This window comes from Streptomyces coerulescens, assembly GCF_042657965.1.
Taxonomy (GTDB): Bacteria; Actinomycetota; Actinomycetes; order Streptomycetales; family Streptomycetaceae; genus Streptomyces; species Streptomyces coerulescens.
Window position 1 is genome coordinate 88271 of sequence record NZ_JBHSKM010000019.1, and the last position, 24056, is coordinate 112326.

A 24056-nucleotide genomic window follows, 5' to 3' on the forward strand; every position below is an offset into this window, starting at 1 on the left:
GTTGAATCCTTGAAGAAACAGTGGGGTTCCTGTGAAGGCCGGAGGCGTACCGCATCGTAGGAGCCACGAGAGTTGCCGACAGGGTCCAACTCCAGCCATTTAACGGCGAGTTGAGCGGAGCACCCTCAGCCCGTTCACAGTCGCACATCAGACCGTTACGCGGCCGCCCCTATCAACCTCCTTCACATGACGGGAAACGCAGAGCACGACACGCGCACGACACGCGCCCATGTGCGAGTGCACACGGGCGTGACGCTCACCGACGACCCGTACACAGAAGGCGAGTCATTCACACCGGACGACTCGACCCGGTCGGAGTACGACGGCATCTGCGAAAACGGGGGCATTCCCTCCGGTCTGCCGGCGCTCCCGGCACGCTCACGGCACGCGGTGACACGGTGGCGGACGGCTACAAGGCGACCTTGACAGCCGTCCCGTCACCACCTGATCCGGCCCGTCACCACCTGATCCGGCTCGGTCAGCCCAGCCGGATCATGTTCCACGACAGCGGTTGAAGTACGGCGGTGAGCCGGCCGTCCTGCAGCGCCGTGCCCTCGACCTGGTGCGGTGCGACCCGCTCGGGGTCGTCGAGGGTGTTGCGGGCGTCCGGGTCGGCGTCCGCGAGGGCGCTGTGCTCGACGACCCGTGTGACGTCGAGGCGATTCAGGGTGACGTCGAGCGGCAGGGCTTCGGTGCGGCTGCGGTTGACGGCGAAGACGGTGACCGTCCCGTCGTCGGCGCGTACGGCTGTGGCGTGCAGCAGATCGGCCTCGCCGTACTTCTTCGTCCCGTACGTCGGGGAGGCGACCCGGACGTCGAGGACCTGGCCGCGGCCGTGCTCGGCGGCCTGCGCGAAGGGGAAGAACGTCGTCTGCCGCCAGGCCGGACCGCCCGGCTCGGTCATGATCGGGGCGATGACGTTCACGAGCTGCGCGAGGCAGGCGACGGTGACGCGGTCGGCGTGGCGCAGCAGCGCGATGAGGAGCGAGCCGAAGACGACGGCGTCGGTGACGCTGTAGTTGTCCTCCAGGAGGCGGGGGGCCTCCGGCCAGTCCGTCACCGTCTGCGCGTGCGCCTGCCACTCGGGCAGGTACCAGACGTTCCACTCGTCGAAGGAGAGGTTGATCTTCTTCTTGGACTTGAGGCGGGCTCCGACGTGGTCGGCCGTCGCGATGACGTTCTCGATGAAGGACTCCATGTCGACGGCGGAGGCCAGGAAGGAGTCGATGTCGCCGTTCTCGGGCCAGTAGTAGGCGTGCAGCGAGATGTGGTCGACGAGGTCGTACGTCTCCTGCAGGACCGTCGCCTCCCACTCGGCGAAGGTCGGCATGGACTGGCTGGAGGAGCCGCAGGCGACGAGTTCGACGTGCGGGTCGATCTGCCGCATGGCGCGTGCGGTCTCGGCGGCGACACGGCCGTACTCCTCGGCCGTCTTGTGGCCGGTCTGCCAGGGGCCGTCCATCTCGTTGCCCAGGCACCACAGCCGGATGCCGAAGGGGTCCTTGTCGCCGTGGGAGACCCGCAGGTCGGACAGGGCGGTGCCCTCGGGGTGGTTGGCGTACTCCTGGAGTTCGAGGGCTTCGGCGACGCCGCGGGTGCCGAGGTTGACGGCCATCATGGGCTCGGCCCGCGGGCCGATCTTGCGCAGGAAGTCGATGTACTCGGAGAGGCCGAAGCGGTTGGACTCCGTCGAGTGCCAGGCGAGGTCGAGGCGGCGGGGGCGGTCCTCGGCGGGGCCGACGGAGTCCTCCCACTTGTAGCCGGAGACGAAGTTGCCGCCGGGGTAGCGGACGGCTGTGACACCGAGTTCACGGACCAGGTCCAGGACGTCCTGGCGCAGGCCCTTGTCGTCGGCGGTGGGGTGGCCGGGTTCGAAGATGCCGGTGTAGACGCAGCGGCCGAGGTGTTCGACGAAGCTGCCGAAGAGACGGGGGTTGACGTCGCCGATGGTGAAGGCGGGATCGAGGGTGAAGCGGGCGGTGTGCATGTGCGCCTTTCGAAGGGGGTGGTTCTGAATTGTTGGCGGGTGCGGGTGCGTGGGGGCTGATCGCGCAGTTCCCCGCGCCCCTGAAAAGGTGCGTGCACTGGAGGCGCCCTGAAGGGGCGCGGGGAACTGCGCGATCAACCACAGCTGACCCGCAGACGAACGACGGCCCGGCCGCGCAGCGACCTGTCACTGGCCCGCCAGACCTGTATGGGCCACTCCGGCGACGATCTGCCGCTGGAAGAACACGAACACGACGATCAGCGGAAGCCCTGCCATCAGTCCGCCGGCCATGAGCTGGGCCCACTGGATGCCGTAGGAGTTCATGACGGTCGCGATGCCGTTCGGCATGGTCATCAGGTCGGGGTTGTTGGTGACCATGTAGGGCCACAGGAAGTTGTTCCACGACGCGATGAAGGTGAAGATGCCCACCGCCGCCAACGACGGACGCGCCAGGGGGACGACGATGGTGAAGAAGACCCGCCAGCGGCCCGCGCCGTCGATGAACGCGGCCTCCTCCAGCTCGCGCGGGACGCCCTGGAAGAACTTGTAGAGGATGTAGACCATGGCGGCGGGCGCGCATTGGGGGAGGATCATGCCCCAGTACGTGTCGACCATCCCCATCTGCTGGACCGTGGTGAACAGCGGGACACCGAGGACCGCGGGGGAGATCATCAGGCCCGCCATCACCACACCCATCAGGACGCCCTTGCCGCGGAACTCCGTGCGGGCGAAGCCGTATCCGGCCAGTGCGCTCACCAGCAGCACGACGGACGTCACGCAGACCGAGACGACCAGGGAGTTCACGAACCAGTCGGTGATGTTGCCGGTCTCGAACAGGGCCGTCCACGCCTGGCCCGTCCAGTCCTCCGGCAGCCAGTGCGGGGGCACCTCCACCGCCTCGGTCTCCGACTTCAGGGAGGTGAACAGGCCCCAGGCGAAGGGCGCGAGGAAGACGACGGAGACCGCCGTGCCGAGGAGGGTGAGGACGATCTGGCCCGGGGTCCAGGGCCTGCGGGGCTGTACGGCCGTACTCATCGGGTGGCCTCCTCACGGTTGCGCAGCAGCCACATCCTGGCGAGGGCGACGACCGCGATGATCACGAAGAAGATGACGGAGATCGCCGAGGCGTAGCCCACGCGATAGCTGGTGAAGCCCGCTTCGAGGGTGTACTGCACGAAGGTGCGGGTGGCGTTCTCCGGTCCGGGGCCGAAGTCCAGCATCACGACCGCCTGGTCGAACACCTGGAGCGAGGCGAGGATCTGGAGCGTGATGACCAGACCGGTGATGTTGCGCAGCATCGGCAGGGTGATGTGGACCGTGCGGTGCCAGGCGTTCGCGCCGTCGAGCTTGGCGGCCTCGTAGAGGTGGTCCGGGATGGACTGCAGCGCGGCGAGGTAGAGCAGAAAGCTGAAGCCGACCGTCCACCACAGGGTGGTGATGACGATGGCGAGCATCGCGTACGACTTGTCGGTCAGCCAGGGAGTGTCCAGGCCGAGGACGTGGTTGATCATTCCCGTGCCGGGGTTGAACAGCCACTGCCACAGGTTGCCCGCGACCGTGGAGGGCAGGAGGAAGGGCGCGAAGAAGCAGAGCCGCCACAGCCATTTGCCGCGCTCTATGTGGTGGGCGAGCATCGCGAGGAGGAAGGCGAGGACGGTGATGCAGGGCACGACCAGGAGCGTGAAGTAGGCGCTGTGGCCGAGCGCGTCCCACATCAGCGGGTCGTCGAGGGCCTCGCGGTAGTTGTCGAGTCCGACGAAGCTCTCGCCGTCGCCGGTGATGTCGGCGTCGGTGAGACTGAGGTAGACGCCGCGCAGCAGCGGCCAGATCACGAACAGGGTGAACAGCACCAGGAACGGCGCCACGAACCAGCCGCCGTGCTGGAAGCCCTGCTTGCGGCGGATGGTCGCGCTGTCGGCGGCGGTCGTCACGCGGGGCGGTGCGAGGACGGACTCGGCGGTCGTCATGCTGCCGTACCTCCTTGCGCGGCGGTCCTGCCGTCCATGGGGTTCTTCATGGCGAGCAGCGCGGCCAGTTCGCTCTTCATACGGCGGGCGACGGCGTCGGGCTTCGCGGAGCCCATGGTCGAGGAGACGACGATCGGGCCGACGCGCTGGGCGAGGATGCCGGTGGAGCCCGCGAACCACACCTTCGGCTCGGTGGCCTGGTGGTCCATGGCCGAGGCGTACTCGTTCTGCGGTTCGAGCTTTCGGTACGAGGCGGTGGAAAGGGTGGGGGTGTACGCGGGGATGTGGCCGCCGGCCGCCCACTGCTGGGCGTGCGTGACGATGTAGGCGGCGAGCCGGTGGGCCCCGTCGTTCGCGGCGCCGCCCCGGTCGGACCGGTGGGGCAGGACGAAGGCGTGCGACTCGGCGTGGGTGGCCCGCCCGCCGAAGACCGGCGGCAGCGGGACGGCGCCGTAGTCGAGTTCCGCGCCCGAGTAGACCGGCACGGACCAGTTCCCCTCCCAGGCGAAGGGGGCGCCGTTGATGAACTGTTCGGCGCCGACGGAGCCCATGCCCGGGTCCGCGTACCCGTCGGTGATGTGCCGGCGCAGGAACTGAAGGACCTGGGTGGCCTTGTCGGTGTCGAAGGTGACCTCGGCGTTGTCCTTGTCGAACCAGGTGCCGCCGAGCTGGGTGTAGAAGGCGACGAAGAACCACCACTGGAAGTTCTGGTCGTTGACCCACAGTCCGATGGTCTGCAGGCCCTTCCTGGTGGCCTTCTTGGCCTCCTTGAGCACGCCGAACCAGTCGTCGGCCGAGGTGACCGGCGCGAGCCGGCCGTCGGCGCCGAGCAGGCCCGCCTTCTTCAGGACGTCCTTGCGGTAGAAGCAGAGCTGGACGTGGATGTCGAGCGGGAGGGCGTAGAGCCTGCCGTCGATGACGCCGCGCTGCCACAGGGCGGGGTTGAAGTCGGCTTCCCGCACTCCGTACTCGGCGAGCAGGTCGACGTCCCAGGGGTCGAGGAGGCGGCCGGGCGAGAAGCCGGTGACCCGGCCGAGGTGCATCACACCGAGGTCGGGTGCGCGGTTGCCGGCGGCGGCCATGGCGAGCTTGGTGTAGAAGGGGTTGCCCCACTGGAGGGTGGAGTCCTTGACGTCGATGCCGGGGTTCGCCGCGCGGAAGGCGTCCAGCATCGCGATCATGTTGGAGCCGTCGCCGCCGCTGAACAGGTTCCAGTAGCGCACCCGGGTGTCGGCGCTGGAGGCGAGCGCGTCGGCGCCCGTACCCAGTGCCGCGAAGCCGAAGCTGCCGGCCACCGCCAATCCCCCGGCGGCGGCCAGAAGTTGCCTGCGCTTCAGGTCAGGTCGTCCCATTGCCTGCCCTTACTGTTCGAGATATCGAATTACGCCCGTAACTTCGAACGGGACCGTAGGATGGAAGCGCTTTCCAGTCAATGCCTCCTGCACGAATTCCGACCGAGCCTGTCGGCACCGAGCACAGCAACCCCCGAAGGGGCGCGGGGAACTGCGCGACCGGTCCCCACCGGCCCGCAGGCAACGACGAACCGTTCCCGGCTCACCCCCGACCGCATGGTTCTCGGTTGAACGACGGTCGTCGGATCGCATGACGTGACCACTTCGCGCCGCGTAGGCTCGAACGGCCTGCCGAACGGCGGGGGAACAGGGGGTGCGATGGACATCGCGGGCGCGCGCAGGAGGGCGGCCCGGGTGGCCGCGGCGGCGTTACGGCTGCGGCGTTCTCCCGTCGCCGCCGCGATGCGGGACCTTGCTTCCGATCTCAGCGCGGCCGTGCGTGCCGGAGCCCACCCCCCGGTGGACATCGGCGAGTTGTGCCAGGCGCTGTGCGCGGAGATGAGCGCGCGGCGCGGCGGACGGCCCGTGGAGCTGCGGTTCGAACGGTTCCCCGACGAGATCGAAGTGACCGGACTGTGCGTGGAGTTCCAGGACTTCGACCTGGTCATCGTCGAGGAGCGGGCCGAGGCGGTGCAGCGGCTGGTCGTCCTCGGCCATGAGTTGTGGCATCTGCACGCCGGCCACCGGCACCATCACACCGACGGCAGCGCCGCCGCGCACGCGCTCGCGGGCAGTCCCGGCTGGCCGGACACGGCCCTCGCGGTGGCCGCGCGCAACGGCTCGCGGCAGCGGGACGAGGCCGAGGCCGACGACTTCGGGCACCGGTTGGCGGCGGCGTTCCGGCCGTTGCTGGCGGAACGGGCCACGGACGGGGCGCCGGGCCCCCTTCAACGTTCGCTGGGCTATCGCGGGACCGGGAGGACTACGCGGTGAACACGGTGCTGGCACAGGACCCTTCCAGTGTTCTCGGCGGGCTGTACATATCGTTCTGGATCCCCACCGTCGTGCTGACCGCCGCCCTGGCGATCAAGCTGCCCACGATCATCCGGCTGTGGCGCGACCCGTTACTGCGCGCCGTCGGCGGCCTGCTGGTGATCGCCTGCTGCGTGTTCGTCTTCGCGGCCCCGGCGACCATCGCATGGGTCAACCGCGTCACGGGCGTGCCGAACATCGCGGCGCCCCTGGTGTACTCCCTCATCACCGCGTTCTGCGGGTCCTGTCTGCTGCTGATCATCGCCTGGCGCAACGGCCTGTCCGACCGCAGTGCCGAGACCCGCCGTGTGATGCGCCTCGTCGTCTTCGCGTACTCCGGCGTGATCGTCGCGCTCTGGGTGCTCTTCGCCCTCGCGGACGCGTCGGTGGAGCGGGTGCGGGATCTGGACACCTACTACGCCAACACGCCGTTCATGCGCGAGGAGACGCTGCTCTACCTGCTCGCGCACTGCACGGCCGTCCTCATCACGTCCCGGCTGATCTGGAACTGGGTGCGCACCGACGGACTCGACGCCTGGCTGCGCTGGGGGCTGGTGTGCCTGGGGGTCGGCTACGCGCTCAACCTGATCTTCGACGCGGCCAAACTGACCGCCGTCGCCGCCCGCTGGACGGGCCACGACCTGGACTGGCTGAGCACCGACCTCGCCCCGCCGGTCGCCGCTCTGTCCGCCATCCTGATCGCGGTGGGGTTCATCCTGCCGCACGCGGGCCAGTACCTGCACGACCGCTGGCGGGTCCGCCTGGCCCATCACGAGCTGCGGCCGCTGTATCTGCTGATGCGGTCCGTCAACGGCTACGGACTGCCGTTCGTGCTGCGCGCGTCGCCCGAACTGCGGCTGATCCGGCGGGAGACCTTCATCCGGGACGTCCTGCTGCCGCTGGCCCGGCACATCGACGAGGATCTGAGTAGGCGGTCCTACGACGCCGCGCTCGAACTCGGCTGTGAGCCCGGCCGGGCGAAGGCGATCGCCGCCGCCGTCGCCATCCAGGACGCCGCCGAGCGCAGGACCCGGGCCCCGGAAGAGGGCAGCGACGGCGGCACCGGCACCGCGGAGCTGCTGCGGGACATCGGGGACGTCTCCCGCGCCCTCCGCCACCGCGACGAGATCCAAGCGGTCCGTGCCCGTACGGCCGCCCGAAGAGGAAACGTGCCCGTACATGACTGAACGCACCACCACCGCCGTCGTCCTCGGCGGCTCCCTCGCCGGCATGCTCGCCGCACGCGCGCTGGCCGACGTCGCCGACCACGTCACCGTCGTGGAACGCGACGTACTGCCCACCGGTCCCGAGCCGCGCAGGGGCCTGCCGCAGGCGCGGCACGTCCATCAGCTGTGGTCGGGCGGGGCCCATGCCCTGGAGCGGCTGCTGCCGGGCATCGTCGACCGGCTGCGGGACGCGGGCGCGCACCGGCTGCCGGTGACCACGGACATGGTGGCGCTGTCGCCGCACGGCTGGTACCGGCGGTGGGACGAGTCGCACCACATGCTGCTGTGCAGTCGCGACCTGCTGGACGCGAGCGTGCGGGAGGCGGTCCTGGCCTGCGAACGCGTCGAACTGCTGCAGGGAACCGAGGTGCTGGGGCTGATCGGCACGCACGAGGCGGTCCGGGGCGTACGGATAGCCCCCCACCGATCCGCCCCCGCCTCCCCGTCCCGGTCCCCTTCCCCCTCCACCTCCCGCTCCGTCTCTCTCGAACGGATCCTGACCGCCGATCTGGTCATCGACGCCACGGGGCGCGGCTCGCGTGCGGCGAGCTGGCTGACGGGGCTCGGGCTGCCGGCGGTCCGGCGACGCGAGGTCGACTCCGGTGTGGCGTACGCGAGTCGGGTGTTCCGGGCACCCGAGGCGGCTCGTGAGGGCTTCCCGGTGGTCAATGTCCAGCCGGATCCCCGCGCCGGGAAACCGGGGTGCGGGGGCGTGCTGCAGCCCATCGAGGACGGGCGCTGGCTCGTCACGCTCTTCGGCTCCCGGGGCGGCGAACCCCGCGTCGAGCCGGAGGACTTCCTGCGCTACGCACGCGAGGACCTCCGGCACCCGGTCATCGCCGAACTGCTCTCCTGCGCGGAGCCGTTGACCGACGTGGCCTACACCCGAACGACCGCCAATCGGCGCCACTACTACGAGCGCATGCCCGCCTGGCCCGAGAACTTCGCCGTGCTCGGGGACGCCCTGTGCGCGCTCAACCCGATCTACGGGCACGGCATGTCCGTGGCGGCCCAGGAGGCGGTCGCCCTGCGGGACACGGTACGACGCCACGGCCGGCGGGCGCCGGGTCTGGCGCGCCGGATCCAGCGGGCGGTGGCCCGGCCGGCCGCGGCGGCGTGGGACCTGGCCCTCGGGATGGACGTCTTCTATCCCGGGGCCACTCCGAACGGTCCCACCCCGCGCGACCGGATCGTGGCGGCGTATGTGGGCAGGCTGCTGCAGACCGCCACCGGGAACGGACGGATCGCCCGGAGGGTCACCGATGTGACGTCGCTGGAGCGCGGGGCTGAGGTGCTGCTGACGCCGTCCGTCGCGCTCGCCGCCCTGGTCGGCCCGCTCAAACCGGCGTTGAGCGGGCCGCCGTTGACGGTGGAGGAGCTGAAGGCGGTGGGGCTGCGGTAGCCGGCCTCAGCCCTTGAACGCGGGCTGGGCCAGGCCCTTCCCCGCGCCGGGGACGACGAGCAGCGAGCCCGCCAGCGGGAGCGGGGACGTCAGTCCGACGCGGGCCGTGGTGACGTACAGGTCGGTCAGGTCGGGTCCGGCGAACGCGCACGCGGTCACCCGGGGCACCGGGAGCTCGACGACCCGGTCCAGCTTGCCGCTCGGCGTGTAGCGGCGTACCGCAGAGCCGTCCCACAGGGCCACCCACACACAGCCGTCGGCGTCCACCGTCAGCCCGTCGGGGAACCCGGCGCCGTCCTCGATCTCGACGAACGGCCGCCGGTCGCCGACCCGTCCGTCCGCGTAGCGGAAGACGTCGACGCGCCGGGTGGGCGAGTCGATGTAGTACATGAGGCTGCCGTCCGGGCTCCAGCCCGTGCCGTTGCTGACGGCCACGTCGTCGAGGACGACCTGGACCGAACCGTCGCCGGTGAAGCGGGACAGGCTGCCGCCGCCGGGTGCCTCGTCGTAGCGCATGGTGCCCGCCCACAGGGAGCCGTCGGGGGCGACGGCGGCGTCGTTGGCGCGGCGGCCGGGGACGGGCTCGTGGTGCAGCCAGCGGAAGGTGTCGTCCGGGTCGAGCAGCCCGACGCCGTCCCTGAGGTTGAGGACGAGTCCGCCGCCGACACGGGGCTTGACGGCGCCGACGTGCTGCGGAGTCGTGCGGACGGTCCGCCGCCCGGAGACGGGATCGAAGGTGTGCACCCTCGCCCCGAGGATGTCGATCCACAGCAGCCGACCGCTCTTCGCGTCCCAGGTCGGGCCCTCGCCGAGCTCCGCCTCCGCCCGGACCGCGACCTCGTAGCCCGCGCTCATGCCACGCTCCGGTGTCCGAGCCGCTCCGACAGCTCGGCGGCGCCCTTGGCGGCGAGCTGCTCCAGCTCGGCACGGCGCTCGTCGCTCCAGCGGATCATCGGGACGGAGATGGAGAGGGCGGCGACGACCTGCCCGGTGCGGTCCCGCACGGGTGCGGCCACGCACGAGACGTCCGGGTTGGACTCCCGGCTCTCCACGGCGATCCCGCGCTCCCGGATCACGGCGAGGGCCTCTCGCAGGGCGCCCGGGTCGGTGATGCTGTTCGGGGTCATGGCGACGAGCTCGGCCCCGTCGGGGACGCGGGAGCTGAGCTCCGGCTCGGGAAGCGAGGCCAGCAGCATCTTGCCGACCGACGTGCAGTGCGCGGGGAGCCGGCGCCCCGCGGCGGACACCATCCGCACCGCGTGCGTGGAGTCGACCTTGGCGATGTAGATGACGTCCGTGCCCTCCAGGATCGCCACGTGCACGGTCTCGTCACAGGTCTCGGCGACGGACCGCGCGACCTGCTGCCCCTCGGCCGCGAGGTCGAGCTGCTCCGCATAGCGGCTCCCGAGCTGGTACGGCCGTACGCCCAGGCGGTACCGTCCCGGCTGCCCCGGAACCTGGACGATGTACGACCGGGCTGCGAGGGTGGTGACGAGCTCGTGCACGGTGGTGCGCGGCAGCTGGAGCTTGCGCACGATGTCGGGGGCGGAGAGCGTGCCGTCCCCGTCGAGGAAGAGCTCCAGTATGTCGAGAGCCCGCGTCACGGCTGGTACGAGGCGTCCCACGTCCGGCCCCTTCCCTTGGGTCAATGTGGCTGCGTTCGATATTTCAACAGCCGATCGGGATAACGAACACAGGCTACTCAAAGTCCGTTTCCCCCGGCAATGGCCCTGCGTGGACCGGGCTCGAAACCCTTCAGTCGCGCCGCTCCCCCACCCGGACGTACGTCATGTCGAAGTCCGTCGTCCAGTGCTCCCCGTCCGGGGACCGTTCCCAGGTGCCCTCCATCGTGGTGCCGTCGGGGCTGACGGTGGCGGTGAGGCGTTGGTGGAAGCCGGGGGCCTCGCGCCACTGGTGCCAGGTGCGGTCGGTCATGGTGCCCTGGTAGACGCGGGCTACGGCGCGGCCGTCGGCGTAGAGGACGGTGAATTCGTCGGAGGTGTCGTCGTAGCCGATCAGGGCGAGGGTGGGGAAGGGGGCGTTCGGGGCCCAGGCGCCGGGGAGGGCGGTGTCGGGGCCGATGTCCGCGCGCTGGGCGAGGAAGGCGCCGCCCTCGGTCCAGGCGAACTCCGTGCGGATCGGGCCGACGGTGCGGCCGGCGGCCCACAGGTCCCAGGCGCCGACCATGACGTCCAGTCGGCGCAGGGCGGGGTGGGGGGTCGGTTGGCGCATCGGGTTCCTCCTGCTTCGGGTCCGGGTGCAGTCCGGGTGCAGTGGTGACCGGGGGCGGGGCCGTAAGTAATCGGTCCTGCGCGGCTCGCGGAGCAGGCGGGGGTGGGGCAGGTACGCCGACCTCAGTACGCGCGGTTACTCCCGCTGTCAGACGTGCTCGCCGCCCGTGACCGGCACCGTGATGTCCATGTCTTCCACGCCTTCGAAGAACACGTCGTCCGCCTCGGCCAAGAGGCTGAGCCGGCCCGCGCGCCGGGCCGTCCTCGTCGTCCACGTCGTCGCCTCCGCGAGCTGGGTCGGGCTGACGCTCGGGCTGCTCGCGCTCGGGGTCACCGCGGCCGGTACCGGGTCCGCGGTGACCGTGGAGGCGTCGGTGCGGGCCATGAAGCTGTTCGCCGACTGGCTGCTGCTGCCGGTCGCGTTCCTCACGCTGGCCAGCGGGCTGGTGCTCGCCCTGGGGACGCAGTGGGGGCTGGCGCGGCACCGGTGGGTCTACGTCAAGTTCTGGCTGACGCTCGCCACGACCACCGCCACGGTCTTCGCCCTGCGCCCCGGCGTGAACTCCGCGGTCGCCGCCGTCGCCGCGGGCGGGCCGCTGCCGGACGCAGGGGACGTCATGATGGGGCCGATCGTGTCCCTGTCGGCGTATGTCTTCATGACGGTGATCTCCGTGCTCAAGCCCTGGGGGCCGACCAAGCGCGGACGGAGGCTGCGGGAGGCCACCGGCCGGCGGTCCGGCACCGCCGCGCAGCCGGCCGAGCCCGCGCGGCTCGGCGGCTGATGGTCAAGCGACGGTCAGAGGTACTGGCCGTCGTCCGTCCCCTTCCCCGCCCCCGGCCACACCTTCACCGCCGCCACGTGGGCGAAGTTGACCAGGGCGAAGCCGTTCTCGGCGTCGTCGGGTGCGGTCAGCTCGAAGCGGAGGGTGCGGGACTCGTCGAAGGCCTCGTTGAGGGCCGCGACCGCCGAGTCGAGGGTGGGGAAGTCGCCGGTGCGCAGCGTGAGGGGTTCGCCCTTCACGGGCTGGAGCCAGATGTGTAACTCCGGGTTCGCGGACATACGGCCACCATGCGTGACGGGCCCGGCCCGCACAAGTGCCCCGCCCCGGCCTCGGCGGCTTCCGCGGCCACCCGCTCACTGACGGCGCGTCTCGCCCAACGCCCCCCTCAACCGCTGTGCACGCAGCACCAGTTCCAGCTCGAACCGCCGGTCCGGGTCGTCCATCTCCTCGCCCCACAGCTCCCGGATCTGGCGCAGCCGGTAGCGGACCGTCTGGGGGTGTACGCCCAGGCGGGCCGCCACCTCCGGTGCCCCGCCCCTGGTCTCCAGCCAGGCCAGCAGGGTTTCCGCCAGGCGCCGGCCGTGGGTGGGGCCGCACTGTTCCAGCGGGGCCAGACATCTGACCGCGAGGTCGTCGATGAGTTCCTCGGGCTGGAGCAGTACCAGCGCCTCGGTGTGTTCGGTGCAGTACAGGACCTCACCGGCCGGCAGCAGCCGCCGTTCCATCAGACGGACCGCGGCCTCGGCCCAGCGCAGCGACTTCGCCGCGTCGGAGAGGGGGACGGGAGGGCCGATCGCCCCGGACCAGCCGCACAGGGCCCGGTTCAGGAGTTCGGGACGGCCGGCGGCGTCCGGTTCGGGGACGACCATGCGCGGCTGCTCGTACTCCAGGTCCAGCAGCACGCCCTGCCCGACGGCGGGGGCGAGGGCCTCGCGCGCCGGCCGCAGCAGCACACCCACCGCGACCTTCTCCGGCAACGGCCAGCCGATCCGGGCCGCCCGCTCGGAGAGGGCGTCCGCCGGATCTCCCCGGGTGTGCTCGGCGAGCAGGAGTTCCATCAGGCGCCGTTGCAGCCGCAGCCGTTCGCCCGCCTGGCGCGCCGCCGCCTCGGCGTAGCCGCGCACCGACTGGTCGACGAGGCCGTCGAGATACTCGTAACCGGCGTCCACCAGCTCGTACATCGCGGGCGGCGGGATGTCGACGCGCTGGCCGATCTCGGCGAAACGGCGCCAGGCCAGTCGTACGCCCAACCGGTAGATCGCCTGGAGGGAGTCGAGCGATCTGCCGTTCAGGCCCTCGCCGCGGCCGAACTCCTGGAAGACGCCCGGCGGCATGCTCGGGCGGCCCTCCGAGGTCTCCAGATGCTGGACGAAGACCTCGATCGCACGCCGTATGCCGACCAGCGCCATCGGTTCGCCCGACTCGTTGAGGACGACCGGCAGATGCGGGTACTCGCGCTGGATCTCCCGCAGGATCTCCTCGGCGAGGGCGGGGGCGTCGGCCATGGCCAGCTCCGCGAAACGACGGACCTGGAAGCGGGGTACGTCACGCCAGGCCGAGCGGGAGGCGGCGGGCGCGGCCGTGGAGCGGGTGGCGGCCACGGTCAACTCCCCTGGCCCGCTTGCTCGTAGGTGATCAAGGGGGTGTTCGGCTGGTCGGGGGTCGCTTCGAGCAGCGCGACGACACCGAGCGCGGCTCCCACCGCGAGAACGGCGGCGAGCGCGACGGTCAGCGCGGCGGCGAGCAGTCTGGACATCGCAGGGTCAGCCTTCCTGTCCGAAGGTCCCGAAAGTCCCTACGGTTCCGGAGAACTCGAAGGTCCCGGCGGTCCCGGTGGTCCCGGAGGTTTCCCCACCCCGGTGTCGCTTGCCCGATCCCGACCCCTGCCTGTCGGCCCAGTCTCGACAAGCCGTGACAGCGCGTCAAGACATTGACACTCCGTCAATGGACGCCTACGGTTCCCGGCCCAAGAACGGCCAGGCATCGACCGAGCATCGACCGTGCGTCAACCCCCCAGGAGTGCCGGATGCGCCGTACAGCCTCACCTCTCTCGTTGATCCTGCTGGGCCTCGGCACGTTTCTGCTGGTACTGGCGCCGCTGCTGGTCTGGTACGTCACCCCGCGCGCCGCCGTGAACCCCATCGACATCGACACCACCGCCGTTTACAAAGGCACCGGGAGTGTCTTCGACACCGAAAAGATCGAGACCGTTCCCGACCAGCGGATCACCGTCACCCAGCGGGTGCGGGGCGATGTGGCGGCGAGCGAGCGCAGCGGCAACGCCGTCTGGGACGTGATCACCACCGTCGACACCGACAAGTCGCTGCCGGCCGCGGACCCGCACGACGCGCTGGACTTCACCCCGCACCGCTGGGTGATGGACCGCACCACCACCAGGCCCGTGCACTGCTGCGGCGAGAAGCCGTACATCGAGGGCGAGGCCTATCTGAAGTTCCCGTTCGACGTGCAGAAACGCTCCTACCAGTGGTGGGACAACACCGGCGGGACGACGGTCACCATGCGCTACGACGGCACCGCGAAGGTGCAGGGATACACGGGCTACCGGTTCACCGCCACGGTCGCGCCCCGCAAGGTCGGCACCCGGCTCGTGCCCGGCAGCATCGTCGACCAGCCGGACCGGCCGCAGGTGCTGGCCGAGGAGTGGTACTCCAACCATGGCTTCCAGCTGGTCGTGGACCAGCGCACCGGCCGGGTGATCTACGCGCAGACCGGGCCGCGCCGTACGCTGCGGGCGCCCGGCGGCGACAAGGACGCGGCGGTGCTGCTGGACAGCGAGAAGATCGCGTTCACGACGGCCACGCAGAAGGAGGCCGTAAGGCAGGCGCGTCAGGACACCGATCAGCTGCGGCTGGTGGGTACGACGTTGCCCATCGGGACGGCTGTGGCGGGATTCGCCCTTGCGGTGGTGGGCGGGGTTTTGGTGGCACGCGGGCGAAAGCGACCGGAAAATCCGGGCACGGTCGAGATGCCCCAGCCCTCGCTCACAATGTGACGTGACGTCAGCTCTAACAAAGCCGGAAATTGTCACGCCGGTGAGTAGCCGTCGCGATCCGCTGGGCGAAAACTGTCCAACCCCACCCGGACACAGCCTGTCCACACCCCACGCACAACGATCGTAAGACGTCCGAAAACCTTCGTTTCCCCCACAGGAACCCAAACCCTCCCTCCCCCACGCTGAGTTCCGCACCCTGAGACGAGTTGGAGCACCCATGCCCCAGCACGTGCCCTCCCCGCTGCAAGCCGCTCCCCCATGGGCATCGCAGCACTCCCCGGCGCACCCCCCACAACCGCGCCGAATCGTTTTTCTCGCCCATCGTGACCTGGGCAACCGATCCGCCGGCGGCTCCGAGCTGCTGGTCGACCGACTCGCCGACGGCCTCACCCGGCTCGGCCACCAGGTCACCCTGCTGTGCGGTGGCCCCGCGGCCTACCGCGACTACCGGGTCGTGTCGGCCGGCGGCTCGTACGGTCACTACCTGCGCGCCAGATCCGCCTTCGCCCGTCAGGTCGGGGACTGCGATCTGCTGGTCGAGGTCTGCAACGGGATGCCGTACTTCGCCCCCATGTGGCATCGCGGGCCCACGTTGTGCCTGGTCAACCATGTGCACACCGATCTGTGGCAGATGCGGTTCGGCGGACCGCTGGCGCCGGCCGCACGGCTCGGACGAAGACTGGAGCACTGGGCGCTGACCGGTGCGCAGCAGCAGGGTCTGCTGGTCGCCGTGTCGCCGTCGACCGCGCACGCGCTGCGGGCGATCGGTGTCGAGCGGGACCGTATCCGTGTCGTGCACAACGGGGTCGAGGAGCCGGGGCCGCTGGGTGACCGCTCGCCGGAACCGCTGTTCGTGGCCGTCGGGCGGCTCGTGGAGTACAAGCGGATCGATCTGCTGCTACGGCTGTGGGAGCGGGTGCGGCCGGTCACCGGCGGCCGGCTGCTCATCGTCGGCGACGGGCCCGAGCGGGGGCGGTTGCAGGCGCTCGCCGGTCCGGGTGTCGAGTTCACCGGGCATGTCTCCGAGGCGGAGAAGCATCGGCTGCTGTGTGCGGCGTGGCTGTTGCTTCATCCGTCGGCGGTGGAGGGGTGGGGACTCGTCGTCACCGAGGCCGCGACCCGGGAGACGCCGACCGTCGCCTTCGACGTACCCGGGCTTCGGGATTCCGTCGTGGACGGGGAGACGGGGGTGCTGGCGCGGGGCGAGTCGTCGTTCGCCGCCGCCTGGTGCACGCTGGCCCTGTCGGGACATCGCCGGGAGCTGATGGGGAAGGCCGCGCGGGATCGGGCTGCTCGGTATCGGTGGGAGCGGACGGTTCGGCAGTTCCTGGCGGTCGCCGGGGAGGCGGTGGCGCGTGGCGCCCATACGCCGTAGGGGTGAGGCTGTGTCGCGTGTGCCGGTCGCTCGTGGCCGGTCGCGCAGTTCCCCGCGCCCCTTCTGGGGCGCGCCACCGGACCGGCGTATGAAGGATCCCTCTCTTCGGCGTTCCGTCGCTCTCTTCCGGGCGTTCATGCGTGAACAGGACGACCCCGAAGCCTGCTACTCGCTGCTCGCCCGTGACGCCGTCGATCAGGTCGAGGCCTACGGCGGATCCGTCGACGGGCGGGTCGTCGTCGATGTCGGTGGCGGTGGCGGGTACTTCACCGACGAGTTCCGGCAGCGTGGCGCGTACGCCTATCTCTTCGAGCCCGACCCGCGCGAACTCGGCGAGAAGCCGCCCGAAGGGGCCGTCGTCGCCGACGGCTATCTGCTGCCCCTCCAGGACGGCGTCGCCGATGTCACCTTCTCCTCCAATGTGCTGGAGCACGTGGCCGATCCGCAGACGTTTCTCAGTGAGCTGGCGCGGGTGACGCGGCCCGGTGGGCTGATCTATGTGTCGTTCACCAACTGGCTGTCCCCGTGGGGCGGTCATGAGTGGGCCCCTTGGCACTACCTCGGTGCCGAGCGGGCCCGCGCGCGTTATCGGCGGCGTACCGGACGGGACGCCAAGCACACCCTCGGCGAGAACCTGTTCGCCGTGCACATCGGCACCACCCTGCGGCAGGTGCGTGCCCGCGACGACGTGACGGTCGTCTCGGCGCGCTCCCGCTACTGGCCGTTTCTCGCGGAGACCGTGGTGAAGGTGCCCGGCCTGCGCGAGTTCGCCACCTGGAACCTCCTCCTCATCCTCAGGCGGTGTCCACCATGACGACGACCACGGTCCAGGCTCCTCCCCCGGCGGCGGTGCCCACCTCCGCGCCCGCCTCGGGCCCGCCGGAGGGTCCGCGGTCGCGGCGCTGGCTGCTGGGGTTCTGGGCCGTGGTGTTCGTGCTGTTCCTCGCGGCGCAGCCGGGGCGGCAGACCTTCGACACCAAGCTGGGTGTGACGGTCGACCCGGGGCAGTTCCTCGCCGACCTCGGGCAACTGTGGCACGACGAGGGCGGTTTCGGCGGGATCCAGGACCAGTACGCGGGCTATCTGTGGCCGATGCTGCCGTTCTACTGGCTGGCCGATCTCGTACGGCTGCCGGTGTGGATGGCGGAGCGGCTGTGGATGTCGCTGATCGTGTCGGTCGCCTTCTGGGGCGCGCTGCGGCTGGCGGAGCGGCTGCGGGTGGGCAGTGGGGGGTCTCGGCTGGTGGCGGCCGTGGCCTATGCGCTGTGGCCCGTCTTCACCATCGTCGTCGGGTCGACGTCCGCCGCCGCGCTGCCGGGCGCGTTCCTGCCGTGGGTGCTGCTGCCGCTGACGAACGAGCGGTACACGGCGCGGGTCGCCGCGCTGCGGTCGGCGCTGGTCATCCCCTTCATGGGCGGCGTCAACGCGGCCTCGACGCTGGCCTCGCTGCTTCCCGTGGGGCTGTATCTGCTGTCCCGTCCGCCCGGGCCACGGCAGCGGAAGCTGATCGCCTGGTGGGTGCCGGGGGTGCTCCTGGCGACCGCCTGGTGGGTGGTCCCGCTGCTGCTGCTCGGCACGTACGGGGAGAACTTCCTTCCCTACGTGGAGAGTTCGCAGACCACGACCGAGACCATGTCGGCGACGGAGGCGCTGCGCGGCGGCGGGAACTGGGTCGCCTATCTGCACTTCGGTGAGGCGTGGCTGCCGGCCGGCTGGACCGTCGCCGCCTCCGTCGTCGTGATCGTCTGCTCGGCGCTCGCCGCCGGGCTCGGGCTCGCGGGGCTGGCCCGGCGGGACATGCCGGAGCGGCGCTGGCTGGTGCTGACCGTGGTGACGGTGGCGCTGATCCTGCTCGCCGGGTACGGCGGCGCGTTCGGCGCGCCCTTCCACGGGGTCGTGCAGGACTGGCTGAACGGCTGGCTGGTCCCCTTCCGCAACATCTACAAGTTCCAGACGGGGCTGGCCCTGGCGCTGGTCCTCGGCCTCGCCCATCTGGTGGGCGTGGCGGCGCAGGCGCGCGGGGCGCGGCCGGTGCCGGGGCGGCGGTTCGCCGCGCTGATCGCGGCCGTGCTGGTGCTGCCCGGTCTGCTGCTGCCGTACCTCAACGGCTCGATCCTCAACCCGGGTTCCTTCAAGGAGATCCCCAAGTACTGGCAGAGCACGGCCGACTGGATGGAGAAGTACTCCCCCGACGCCCGTGCCCTGGTCGTCCCTGCGACCGCGCACGGCATCCACACCTGGGGTTCCACCATCGACCAGCCCCTCGACGTCCTCGCCGACTCCCGCTGGGCGCAGCGGGACTACGTCCCCTTCGGCACGCCCGGCAACCGGCGCGCGATGGACGCCGTCGAGCAGGCCCTGATGACCGGGGGCCAGGTGCCGGGGCTGGCCGACTTCCTGAGCCGGGCGGGCGTGTACTACGTCGTCGTCCGCAACGACCTCGACCCCGACCAGATCGGCTCGGTCCCGACCACGACGGTGAAGCGGGCCCTGGAGCAGTCCGGATACCAGCGGGTGACCGGCATCGGGCCGGTCATGACCGGCGGACGGATCGCCGAGGGCACCCCGCTCCAGGTGGAGGGGCTGTATCCACGGCAGCGGGCGGTGGAGATCTACCGGCCGGCCGGCGCGGACGTGCCACGTCCGCACCAGGCCGGACTGCAGCCGGTCGCCGACACGGCCGTCGTCTCCGGCGGCCCGGAGGCGCTGCTGCCGCTGGCGTCGCAGTTGCGGGGCCGGCCGAGCGTGCTGACCGGCGACAACCACCCCGGGCTCGGCTCGCCGCAGGTGCAGGTGACCGGGGACGGGCTGCGGCGGGCGGACACCCGGTTCGGGCTGGTCAACGCCAACACCTCGTACACGTACACCCGCGACGAGCGCAACGCGCCGGACGCCGCCCAGGACGCGGGCGAGAAACCGCACCAGATCCTGCCCACCACGGGCGCCGGCCACCAGACCGTGGCTGAACTGCGCGGGGCGCGTTCCGTGACGGCGTCCTCGTACGGCAGCTGGCTCTTCCATCTGCCGCAGTTCGACCCGGTGAACGCCTTCGACGGCAACCCGGACACGGCGTGGACAGAGGGTTCGGAGGGCTCGCCGGACGGTGAGTGGCTGCGGATCGCCTTCGCGGGCGGGTCGTACGACATGCCGTCGTCGTTCAAGGTGACGCCGCTGCCACAGGAGGCGGTGCGGGCGGCGCCGACGCGGGTGCGGGTGGAGACGGAGAAGGGGGCGGTGAGCAGCTTCCTGCGGCCGGACGGTACGGCCCAGCGCGTCAAGGCGCCCGCGGGCGGGACGCGTTGGATGAAGCTGACGATCATGGACTCCGTGGCCCGGCAGGCCGGGCTGACCGGGGCGGGCTTCTCCGAGATCGCCCTGCCGGACGTGACGGTGACTCGGCTGCTGCGGCTGCCGACGGACGCCGACGGATCCGGGGCCGCCTCGGAGATCGTCTCCCTCTCCCGTACGGCCGACCCGACCGGCCTTTCGGCGACGGGGACCGAGGCGGGTCTGCACCGGCGCTTCAACACCTCGGGCGCGGGGACGTACGAGATGCGGGCGCGCGCGGTGCCGGTCGCGGGCGAGGCGCTGGACGAGCTGCTGTACGAGGTGGCGCCGGACCAGCGCAACCGGATCGTCGCGACCGCCGACTCCACGGCGCGGCTGGGTGCGGGGCTGTCGCCGCGCAACCTCACCGACGGCGACCTGACCACGGCGTGGATCGCGGGCGACCGGCCCACGATCCATCTGCGCTGGCCCGGCAAGCAGGCGGTCGGCGAGATCGTGCTGGCGCCGGCCGGCGGGCTCTCCACCCGGCCCACCGAGGTGCACATCAGCTCGCCGGATGGTGCGGCGATCGCGGGCGTCGATGAGAACGGCAACGTCCGCTTCCCGCCGATCACCACCGACCGCCTGGACATCACCATCACGGACACGGCCCCGCTGACCCTCTTCAACCCCGTGGTGGACGAGGACCTGCAACTGCCGGTCGGACTCACGGAGGCCTACGTCCCGGCGCTCGATCAGTACCGGACCCCGCAGCCACGGGACTCCCGGCCGTTCTCGCTGCCGTGCGGCAAGGGGCCGGTCGTGTCGGTGGACGGGGAGCTGTACCGCACGAGCGTGCGCGGGACGGTCGGGGATCTGGTCGAACGCCGCCAAGTGGAGGTGACGCTCTGCCAGCAGGGGCGTGATGACACCGAGTTGCGGCTGGACTCCGGGGAGCACCGGGTGGAGGCCGGGGACGGCGGGCCGCTCGCGCTGACCGAGGTGACGCTGACGCGCGGCACGGTCGCCGAGGCCACGACCGCGGGACGCGACCTCGGCATACGGGACTGGCTCGGCGACCGGCGCGCGGTGACCGTGGGCTCCGGCGCGGCGAGCTATCTGACGATGTACGAGAACTTCAACGACGGCTGGCACGCCACGCTGAACGGCAAGGAGCTCACACCGGTCCGGCTGGACGGCTGGCAGCAGGGCTGGCGGATCCCGGCGGGCGCCGGCGGCACGGTCGAGCTTTCGTACGAGCCGGCGGTGACCTACGAGGCCGGGCTGATCGGCGGCGCGGTCGGCGTCGCCCTGCTGGCCGGGCTGGTGCTGTGGCGCCGCCGGGCGCCAAGCACCGACGAGCCGCAGACCGAACCACCGCTGCCGGGGCTGTGGCTCGGCACGGTGGCGGTGACGGTGGTGGCCGTGTTCGTCGCCGGCTGGTTCGCCCTGCTGGTGCCGGCCCTGGCCCTGCTGGCCCGGCGCAGGCACGCCCTGCTGGTACCGCTCGCGTTCCTGGCCCTCGCCGGGGCGGGGGTCGCCGCGGCGATCGGGGCCGGGGAGCCGGTGGGCGCCGGGGACGGCGCGTTCGGACACACGGCCCAAGTGCTGGCGCTGATCGGCCTGTTCGCGGGCGTGGTGAGTGTCCGAGAGAGGGCGACCGGGGTGCTCGCCGCGGGCGGTACCGGGGTGCCGATGGGTTCCGCGGGCAGTGCCGGGGCGCCGATGAGCGGTGGCGGCAGTGCCGGGGCGCCGACGAGCGGTGGCGGCACGGCTCCGGAGGCGCCGACGCAGCCGCTGCCGCATCGGGTGCGCGGACGTAGTCCGCTCGGGACCGATCCCGAGGGTGAGTGGGAGCCGGGTACGAGCTACCCACGCCCCTCATCCGGGCCATCGACCTCCGAGTCCGGCCCGACCATCTCCGCCCGCGGCCCCGGCGGACCCGACCCCGACCCACCGACGACACGCATCGCCCCACGCAAGCCACGCCTGCGGGCGACCGCCCCCGAGGACCCTCCGGGGCCCACCGGAGAACCCGGCACGGGCACGACCGGCAACGGGAAGGGCCAGGCCCCATGACCCGACCCCACCAACCGGCCCACGCCGAGGGCCGGTGCCCACCGCCGGCCCCCCGGGACCGAAGCCATCCCGGCGCCCGACGCCCCCAGCGGCAACCCAAAGGACAACACCGGGAAGGGCCAGGCCCCATGACCCGACCCCACCAACCGGCCCACGCCGAGGGCCGGTGCCCACCGCCGGCCCCCGAGATCGCACCAGCCCCGGCGCCCGACGCCACCGCCGGCAACGGAAAGGACCGCTCCGGGAAAGGTCAGGTCCCATGACCGCACTTCAGCAACCCGCCCGTGCCGAAGGGCCGTTGCGGCCTCCGGTTCGCGTGCCGTTCCCCGTCGTCGACGAAGTCGCCCGGCACTGTCTTCAGGAGGAGGAGCCGGAGACAGTGCATATCGAGGTCCATCTGCCGGGGCGGCTGGACGAGGGGCGGCTGCGGGCGGCGTTCGTGCGGGCGCTGGGCCGGCATCCGCGGATTCTGATGCGGGAGGCGCCGGGGCGGTGGTACCGGCGCCGGTACGAGTGGGAACTGACGGCGGAGCCCGACGTGGAGGTGGTGAGTTTTCCGGCACCGGGGCGGGACGCCCTGCGGGACGCGCGGACGCGGGCGCTCACCGAGGCGCCGCCGTTGTCCCTGTCGCCGCCGATCAGGCTGGAGGTCGTCCAGCGGGGCGGGCCGGTCGAGGGCAGCGAGGCGACGGACGCCGTGGGTGCGACGCGTGCCGGTGCGCCCGCTGGGGATCCCGGGCCGGTCGAGCCGCTCGGGACCGTCCTCTTCCTCACCATCAACCACACCGCCCTCGACGGCCCCGCCTGCCTCCGCGTCCTCGCCACCGCCGCCGAGCTCTACGGCGGCCGGGACAACTCCCCCGCCGCCGCGCCGGTCCGTACGCAGGAGGCCCCGCCGCCGCCAGAGGAGGCTCCGTCCAACTGGTCGCCCCCGGCCCGGGTGGCGCCCGGCACCCCCGAGCCGTCCCCCGGCAACGGCATGCTCGTCACCGAACTCCCCCTCCCGCACCGCCCCAAGGGCTCCCCCTACACGGTCAACGACCAGCTGATGGTCACCACGGCCCTGACCATCGCCCACTGGAACCGGGAACACGGCGACCGGCCCCGCCCGCTGCGCATCACCATGCCCGTGGACGACCGCCCCCGGGACGCCACCATGCCCATCGGCAACGGCACCCGGCTCGTAGAAGTCCCCTTCATCCCGGAGGAGTTGGCCGCGCACGCCCCGGCCGACATGCCGGCCCTGCTGCACCGCACGGCCACCCGCACCCGTGCTCTGAAGTCCCTCCCGCGGCCCCAGCTCGGGCACGGGGCGGCCCTTCTCACCGCGCCGGTCGTGCCCGTCGCCTGGCGTGCCGCCTTCACCCGGGGCCTGCGCAGAGCCGCCGCGCCCTGGACCTCGACAACCCTGCTCAGCAACATCGGCCGGATCCCCTACCCCCTGGACTTCGGCGCGGACGCCGGACGGGCGCACGCGGTCTGGTTCTCGGCGCCGGCCCGGATGCCGCGCGGCCTGACCGTCACCACCGCCTCCACGGCCGGCCGCCTCCACCTCGCCCTGCGCTGGTCGCGGACCCTGCTCAGCCACGGCGACGGCGCCCATCTGCGGGACCTGTTCGAGCATTACCTGCACTCCACGGAGGTGACCGAGTGACGACGACCGCCCCACCCCCGAAGGACCTCCGCGACTTCTACGAGAACCCCGCCGTCCCCGTCGCCTCCGGCACCCCCCGCAGCCGCCGCCAGGCCCGCATGCTCGCCGAAGCCCTGGGCCCGGCGACCGCCGGACAGGCACGCACGATCCTCGACATCGGCTGCGGCGACGGCACCGCCGCGGCCACCGCCGCCCCCTTCCTCACCGGCCACCGCATCGTCGGCCTCGACTGGTCCCAGGACGCCCTGCGCCGGGCCCGCACCCGGATCCCGTACGCCGTGCGCGGTGAACTCACCGACGGCGGGCTGCCGTTGCGGACCGGCTCCGCCGACGCCGTGCTGTTCAGCGAGGTGATCGAGCACCTCGTCGACCCGGACGCCGCCCTGGACGAGATCCGCCGGGTGCTGCGTCCCGGCGGCCATCTGATGCTGTCCACCCCGAACCTGGCCGCCTGGTACAACCGCGTCCTGCTGGCGGCAGGGGTGCAGCCGGTGTTCTCGGAGGTCAGCCTGCGGGCGATCCACGGCAGGCCGGGGCGCGAGGTCGTCGGCCACCTCCGGCTCTACACCGCCCGTGCGCTGCGGGAGTTCGTGGCCGCGTCCGGCTTCGAGGTCGTACGGCTGGCGGGGGCGCCCTTCCACGGCGTACCGCGTGCGCTGCGCCCGCTCGACCGGCTGGCCTGTGCCAGACCGTCGCTCGCCTCGATCCTGCTTCTGCACGCGCGGCGGACCTAGGGGGGACCATGTGGT

20 protein-coding genes are annotated in these 24056 nt (G+C 71.7%); 10 read left to right on the forward strand and 10 right to left on the reverse strand.

Going from position 1 to position 24056, the window contains the following annotated elements; genetic code table 11:
- Positions 1 to 478 precede the first annotated feature (478 nt).
- The 4 genes from arfA to ACFPQ9_RS23580 all read right to left on the reverse strand — a co-directional run bounded on the left by arfA (position 479) and on the right by ACFPQ9_RS23580 (position 5306).
- Entirely contained in the window at positions 479 to 1987 is a 1509-nt protein-coding gene (gene arfA / locus ACFPQ9_RS23565; RefSeq protein ID WP_380856551.1) for an arabinosylfuranosidase ArfA, read from the reverse strand.
- A 186-nt stretch (positions 1988 to 2173) separates the two neighbouring features.
- A complete protein-coding gene (locus ACFPQ9_RS23570) occupies positions 2174 to 3022 on the reverse strand; it encodes a carbohydrate ABC transporter permease (protein WP_380856554.1) in 849 nt (282 codons plus the stop codon).
- On the reverse strand, positions 3019 to 3954 hold the full coding sequence (locus ACFPQ9_RS23575; RefSeq protein WP_380856557.1) for a carbohydrate ABC transporter permease: 936 nt from the start codon (positions 3952 to 3954) through the stop codon (positions 3019 to 3021). Before ACFPQ9_RS23575 ends, ACFPQ9_RS23570 begins: the two co-directional genes overlap by 4 nt.
- A complete protein-coding gene (locus tag ACFPQ9_RS23580; protein ID WP_380856560.1) occupies positions 3951 to 5306 on the reverse strand; it encodes an extracellular solute-binding protein in 1356 nt (451 codons plus the stop codon). The genes ACFPQ9_RS23575 and ACFPQ9_RS23580 overlap by 4 nt, the downstream gene beginning before the upstream one ends.
- Before the next feature lie 318 nt (positions 5307 to 5624).
- Here ACFPQ9_RS23580 and ACFPQ9_RS23585 point away from each other — a divergent pair, with 318 nt between their 5' ends.
- From ACFPQ9_RS23585 to ACFPQ9_RS23595, 3 genes are read left to right on the forward strand one after another with little or no spacing between them, the layout of a single operon-like run.
- Positions 5625 to 6239, forward strand: coding sequence for a toxin-antitoxin system, toxin component family protein (locus tag ACFPQ9_RS23585; protein ID WP_380856563.1), 615 nt, complete (start codon positions 5625 to 5627; stop codon positions 6237 to 6239).
- On the forward strand, positions 6236 to 7465 hold the full coding sequence (locus tag ACFPQ9_RS23590; RefSeq protein WP_380856565.1) for an MAB_1171c family putative transporter: 1230 nt from the start codon (positions 6236 to 6238) through the stop codon (positions 7463 to 7465). The genes ACFPQ9_RS23585 and ACFPQ9_RS23590 overlap by 4 nt, the downstream gene beginning before the upstream one ends.
- Positions 7458 to 8906 (forward strand): FAD-dependent oxidoreductase, encoded by a 1449-nt coding sequence (locus tag ACFPQ9_RS23595; protein WP_380856568.1) that lies wholly within the window; start codon positions 7458 to 7460, stop codon positions 8904 to 8906. The genes ACFPQ9_RS23590 and ACFPQ9_RS23595 overlap by 8 nt, the downstream gene beginning before the upstream one ends.
- A gap of 6 nt (positions 8907 to 8912) precedes the next feature.
- Here ACFPQ9_RS23595 and ACFPQ9_RS23600 read toward each other — a convergent pair whose 3' ends face one another.
- The 3 genes from ACFPQ9_RS23600 to ACFPQ9_RS23610 form a co-directional block, all read right to left on the reverse strand.
- Positions 8913 to 9761, reverse strand: coding sequence for an SMP-30/gluconolactonase/LRE family protein (locus tag ACFPQ9_RS23600; protein ID WP_380856571.1), 849 nt, complete (start codon positions 9759 to 9761; stop codon positions 8913 to 8915).
- Positions 9758 to 10531 carry an IclR family transcriptional regulator gene (locus ACFPQ9_RS23605; RefSeq protein WP_380856574.1) on the reverse strand — a complete coding sequence of 258 codons (774 nt, stop codon included), beginning with the start codon at positions 10529 to 10531 and terminating at the stop codon, positions 9758 to 9760. Before ACFPQ9_RS23605 ends, ACFPQ9_RS23600 begins: the two co-directional genes overlap by 4 nt.
- A gap of 130 nt (positions 10532 to 10661) precedes the next feature.
- Positions 10662 to 11138 carry a hypothetical protein gene (locus ACFPQ9_RS23610; RefSeq protein WP_380856577.1) on the reverse strand — a complete coding sequence of 159 codons (477 nt, stop codon included), beginning with the start codon at positions 11136 to 11138 and terminating at the stop codon, positions 10662 to 10664.
- A 187-nt stretch (positions 11139 to 11325) separates the two neighbouring features.
- Between ACFPQ9_RS23610 and ACFPQ9_RS23615 the strand changes: the two genes are divergently transcribed.
- Positions 11326 to 11919, forward strand: coding sequence for a DUF2269 domain-containing protein (locus ACFPQ9_RS23615; protein WP_380856580.1), 594 nt, complete (start codon positions 11326 to 11328; stop codon positions 11917 to 11919).
- Between the two features lie 14 nt (positions 11920 to 11933).
- Here ACFPQ9_RS23615 and ACFPQ9_RS23620 read toward each other — a convergent pair whose 3' ends face one another.
- From ACFPQ9_RS23620 to ACFPQ9_RS23630, 3 genes are all read right to left on the reverse strand, one after another.
- Positions 11934 to 12197, reverse strand: coding sequence for a hypothetical protein (locus ACFPQ9_RS23620; protein ID WP_380856583.1), 264 nt, complete (start codon positions 12195 to 12197; stop codon positions 11934 to 11936).
- 75 nt (positions 12198 to 12272) lie between these two features.
- Positions 12273 to 13520 carry a PucR family transcriptional regulator gene (locus tag ACFPQ9_RS23625; protein WP_380856586.1) on the reverse strand — a complete coding sequence of 416 codons (1248 nt, stop codon included), beginning with the start codon at positions 13518 to 13520 and terminating at the stop codon, positions 12273 to 12275.
- 2 nt (positions 13521 to 13522) lie between these two features.
- A complete protein-coding gene (locus ACFPQ9_RS23630) occupies positions 13523 to 13675 on the reverse strand; it encodes a hypothetical protein (RefSeq protein ID WP_167348315.1) in 153 nt (50 codons plus the stop codon).
- 270 nt (positions 13676 to 13945) lie between these two features.
- Between ACFPQ9_RS23630 and pgfA the strand changes: the two genes are divergently transcribed.
- The 6 genes from pgfA to ACFPQ9_RS23660 all read left to right on the forward strand — a co-directional run bounded on the left by pgfA (position 13946) and on the right by ACFPQ9_RS23660 (position 24041).
- On the forward strand, positions 13946 to 14932 hold the full coding sequence (pgfA, locus tag ACFPQ9_RS23635; RefSeq protein WP_380856589.1) for a cell envelope lipid trafficking protein PgfA: 987 nt from the start codon (positions 13946 to 13948) through the stop codon (positions 14930 to 14932).
- 217 nt (positions 14933 to 15149) lie between these two features.
- Entirely contained in the window at positions 15150 to 16307 is a 1158-nt protein-coding gene (locus tag ACFPQ9_RS23640; protein ID WP_380856592.1) for a glycosyltransferase family 4 protein, read from the forward strand.
- An 88-nt stretch (positions 16308 to 16395) separates the two neighbouring features.
- Positions 16396 to 17121, forward strand: a complete 726-nt coding sequence (locus ACFPQ9_RS23645) for a class I SAM-dependent methyltransferase (protein ID WP_380856595.1) — start codon at positions 16396 to 16398, stop codon at positions 17119 to 17121.
- On the forward strand, positions 17118 to 21653 hold the full coding sequence (locus tag ACFPQ9_RS23650; RefSeq protein ID WP_380856598.1) for an alpha-(1->3)-arabinofuranosyltransferase: 4536 nt from the start codon (positions 17118 to 17120) through the stop codon (positions 21651 to 21653). Before ACFPQ9_RS23645 ends, ACFPQ9_RS23650 begins: the two co-directional genes overlap by 4 nt.
- Positions 21654 to 21912: 259 nt before the next feature.
- On the forward strand, positions 21913 to 23307 hold the full coding sequence (locus tag ACFPQ9_RS23655) for a condensation protein (RefSeq protein WP_380856601.1): 1395 nt from the start codon (positions 21913 to 21915) through the stop codon (positions 23305 to 23307).
- Positions 23304 to 24041: a class I SAM-dependent methyltransferase gene (locus ACFPQ9_RS23660; protein WP_380856604.1), complete on the forward strand. Its 738-nt coding sequence runs from the start codon at positions 23304 to 23306 to the stop codon at positions 24039 to 24041. Before ACFPQ9_RS23655 ends, ACFPQ9_RS23660 begins: the two co-directional genes overlap by 4 nt.
- The last annotated feature ends 15 nt before the right edge of the window (positions 24042 to 24056 follow it).

Coding starts and splice junctions, on each gene's coding strand:
- arfA (WP_380856551.1), bottom strand. CDS start 1,987: ATGCACACCGCCCGCTTCACCCTCGATCCCGCCTTCACCATCGGCGAC.
- ACFPQ9_RS23570 (WP_380856554.1), bottom strand. CDS start 3,022: ATGAGTACGGCCGTACAGCCCCGCAGGCCCTGGACCCCGGGCCAGATC.
- ACFPQ9_RS23575 (WP_380856557.1), bottom strand. CDS start 3,954: ATGACGACCGCCGAGTCCGTCCTCGCACCGCCCCGCGTGACGACCGCC.
- ACFPQ9_RS23580 (WP_380856560.1), bottom strand. CDS start 5,306: ATGGGACGACCTGACCTGAAGCGCAGGCAACTTCTGGCCGCCGCCGGG.
- ACFPQ9_RS23585 (WP_380856563.1), top strand. CDS start 5,625: ATGGACATCGCGGGCGCGCGCAGGAGGGCGGCCCGGGTGGCCGCGGCG.
- ACFPQ9_RS23595 (WP_380856568.1), top strand. CDS start 7,458: ATGACTGAACGCACCACCACCGCCGTCGTCCTCGGCGGCTCCCTCGCC.
- ACFPQ9_RS23600 (WP_380856571.1), bottom strand. CDS start 9,761: ATGAGCGCGGGCTACGAGGTCGCGGTCCGGGCGGAGGCGGAGCTCGGC.
- ACFPQ9_RS23610 (WP_380856577.1), bottom strand. CDS start 11,138: ATGCGCCAACCGACCCCCCACCCCGCCCTGCGCCGACTGGACGTCATG.
- ACFPQ9_RS23615 (WP_380856580.1), top strand. CDS start 11,326: ATGTCTTCCACGCCTTCGAAGAACACGTCGTCCGCCTCGGCCAAGAGG.
- ACFPQ9_RS23620 (WP_380856583.1), bottom strand. CDS start 12,197: ATGTCCGCGAACCCGGAGTTACACATCTGGCTCCAGCCCGTGAAGGGC.
- ACFPQ9_RS23630 (WP_167348315.1), bottom strand. CDS start 13,675: ATGTCCAGACTGCTCGCCGCCGCGCTGACCGTCGCGCTCGCCGCCGTT.
- pgfA (WP_380856589.1), top strand. CDS start 13,946: ATGCGCCGTACAGCCTCACCTCTCTCGTTGATCCTGCTGGGCCTCGGC.
- ACFPQ9_RS23640 (WP_380856592.1), top strand. CDS start 15,150: ATGCCCCAGCACGTGCCCTCCCCGCTGCAAGCCGCTCCCCCATGGGCA.
- ACFPQ9_RS23645 (WP_380856595.1), top strand. CDS start 16,396: ATGAAGGATCCCTCTCTTCGGCGTTCCGTCGCTCTCTTCCGGGCGTTC.
- ACFPQ9_RS23650 (WP_380856598.1), top strand. CDS start 17,118: ATGACGACGACCACGGTCCAGGCTCCTCCCCCGGCGGCGGTGCCCACC.
- ACFPQ9_RS23655 (WP_380856601.1), top strand. CDS start 21,913: ATGACCGCACTTCAGCAACCCGCCCGTGCCGAAGGGCCGTTGCGGCCT.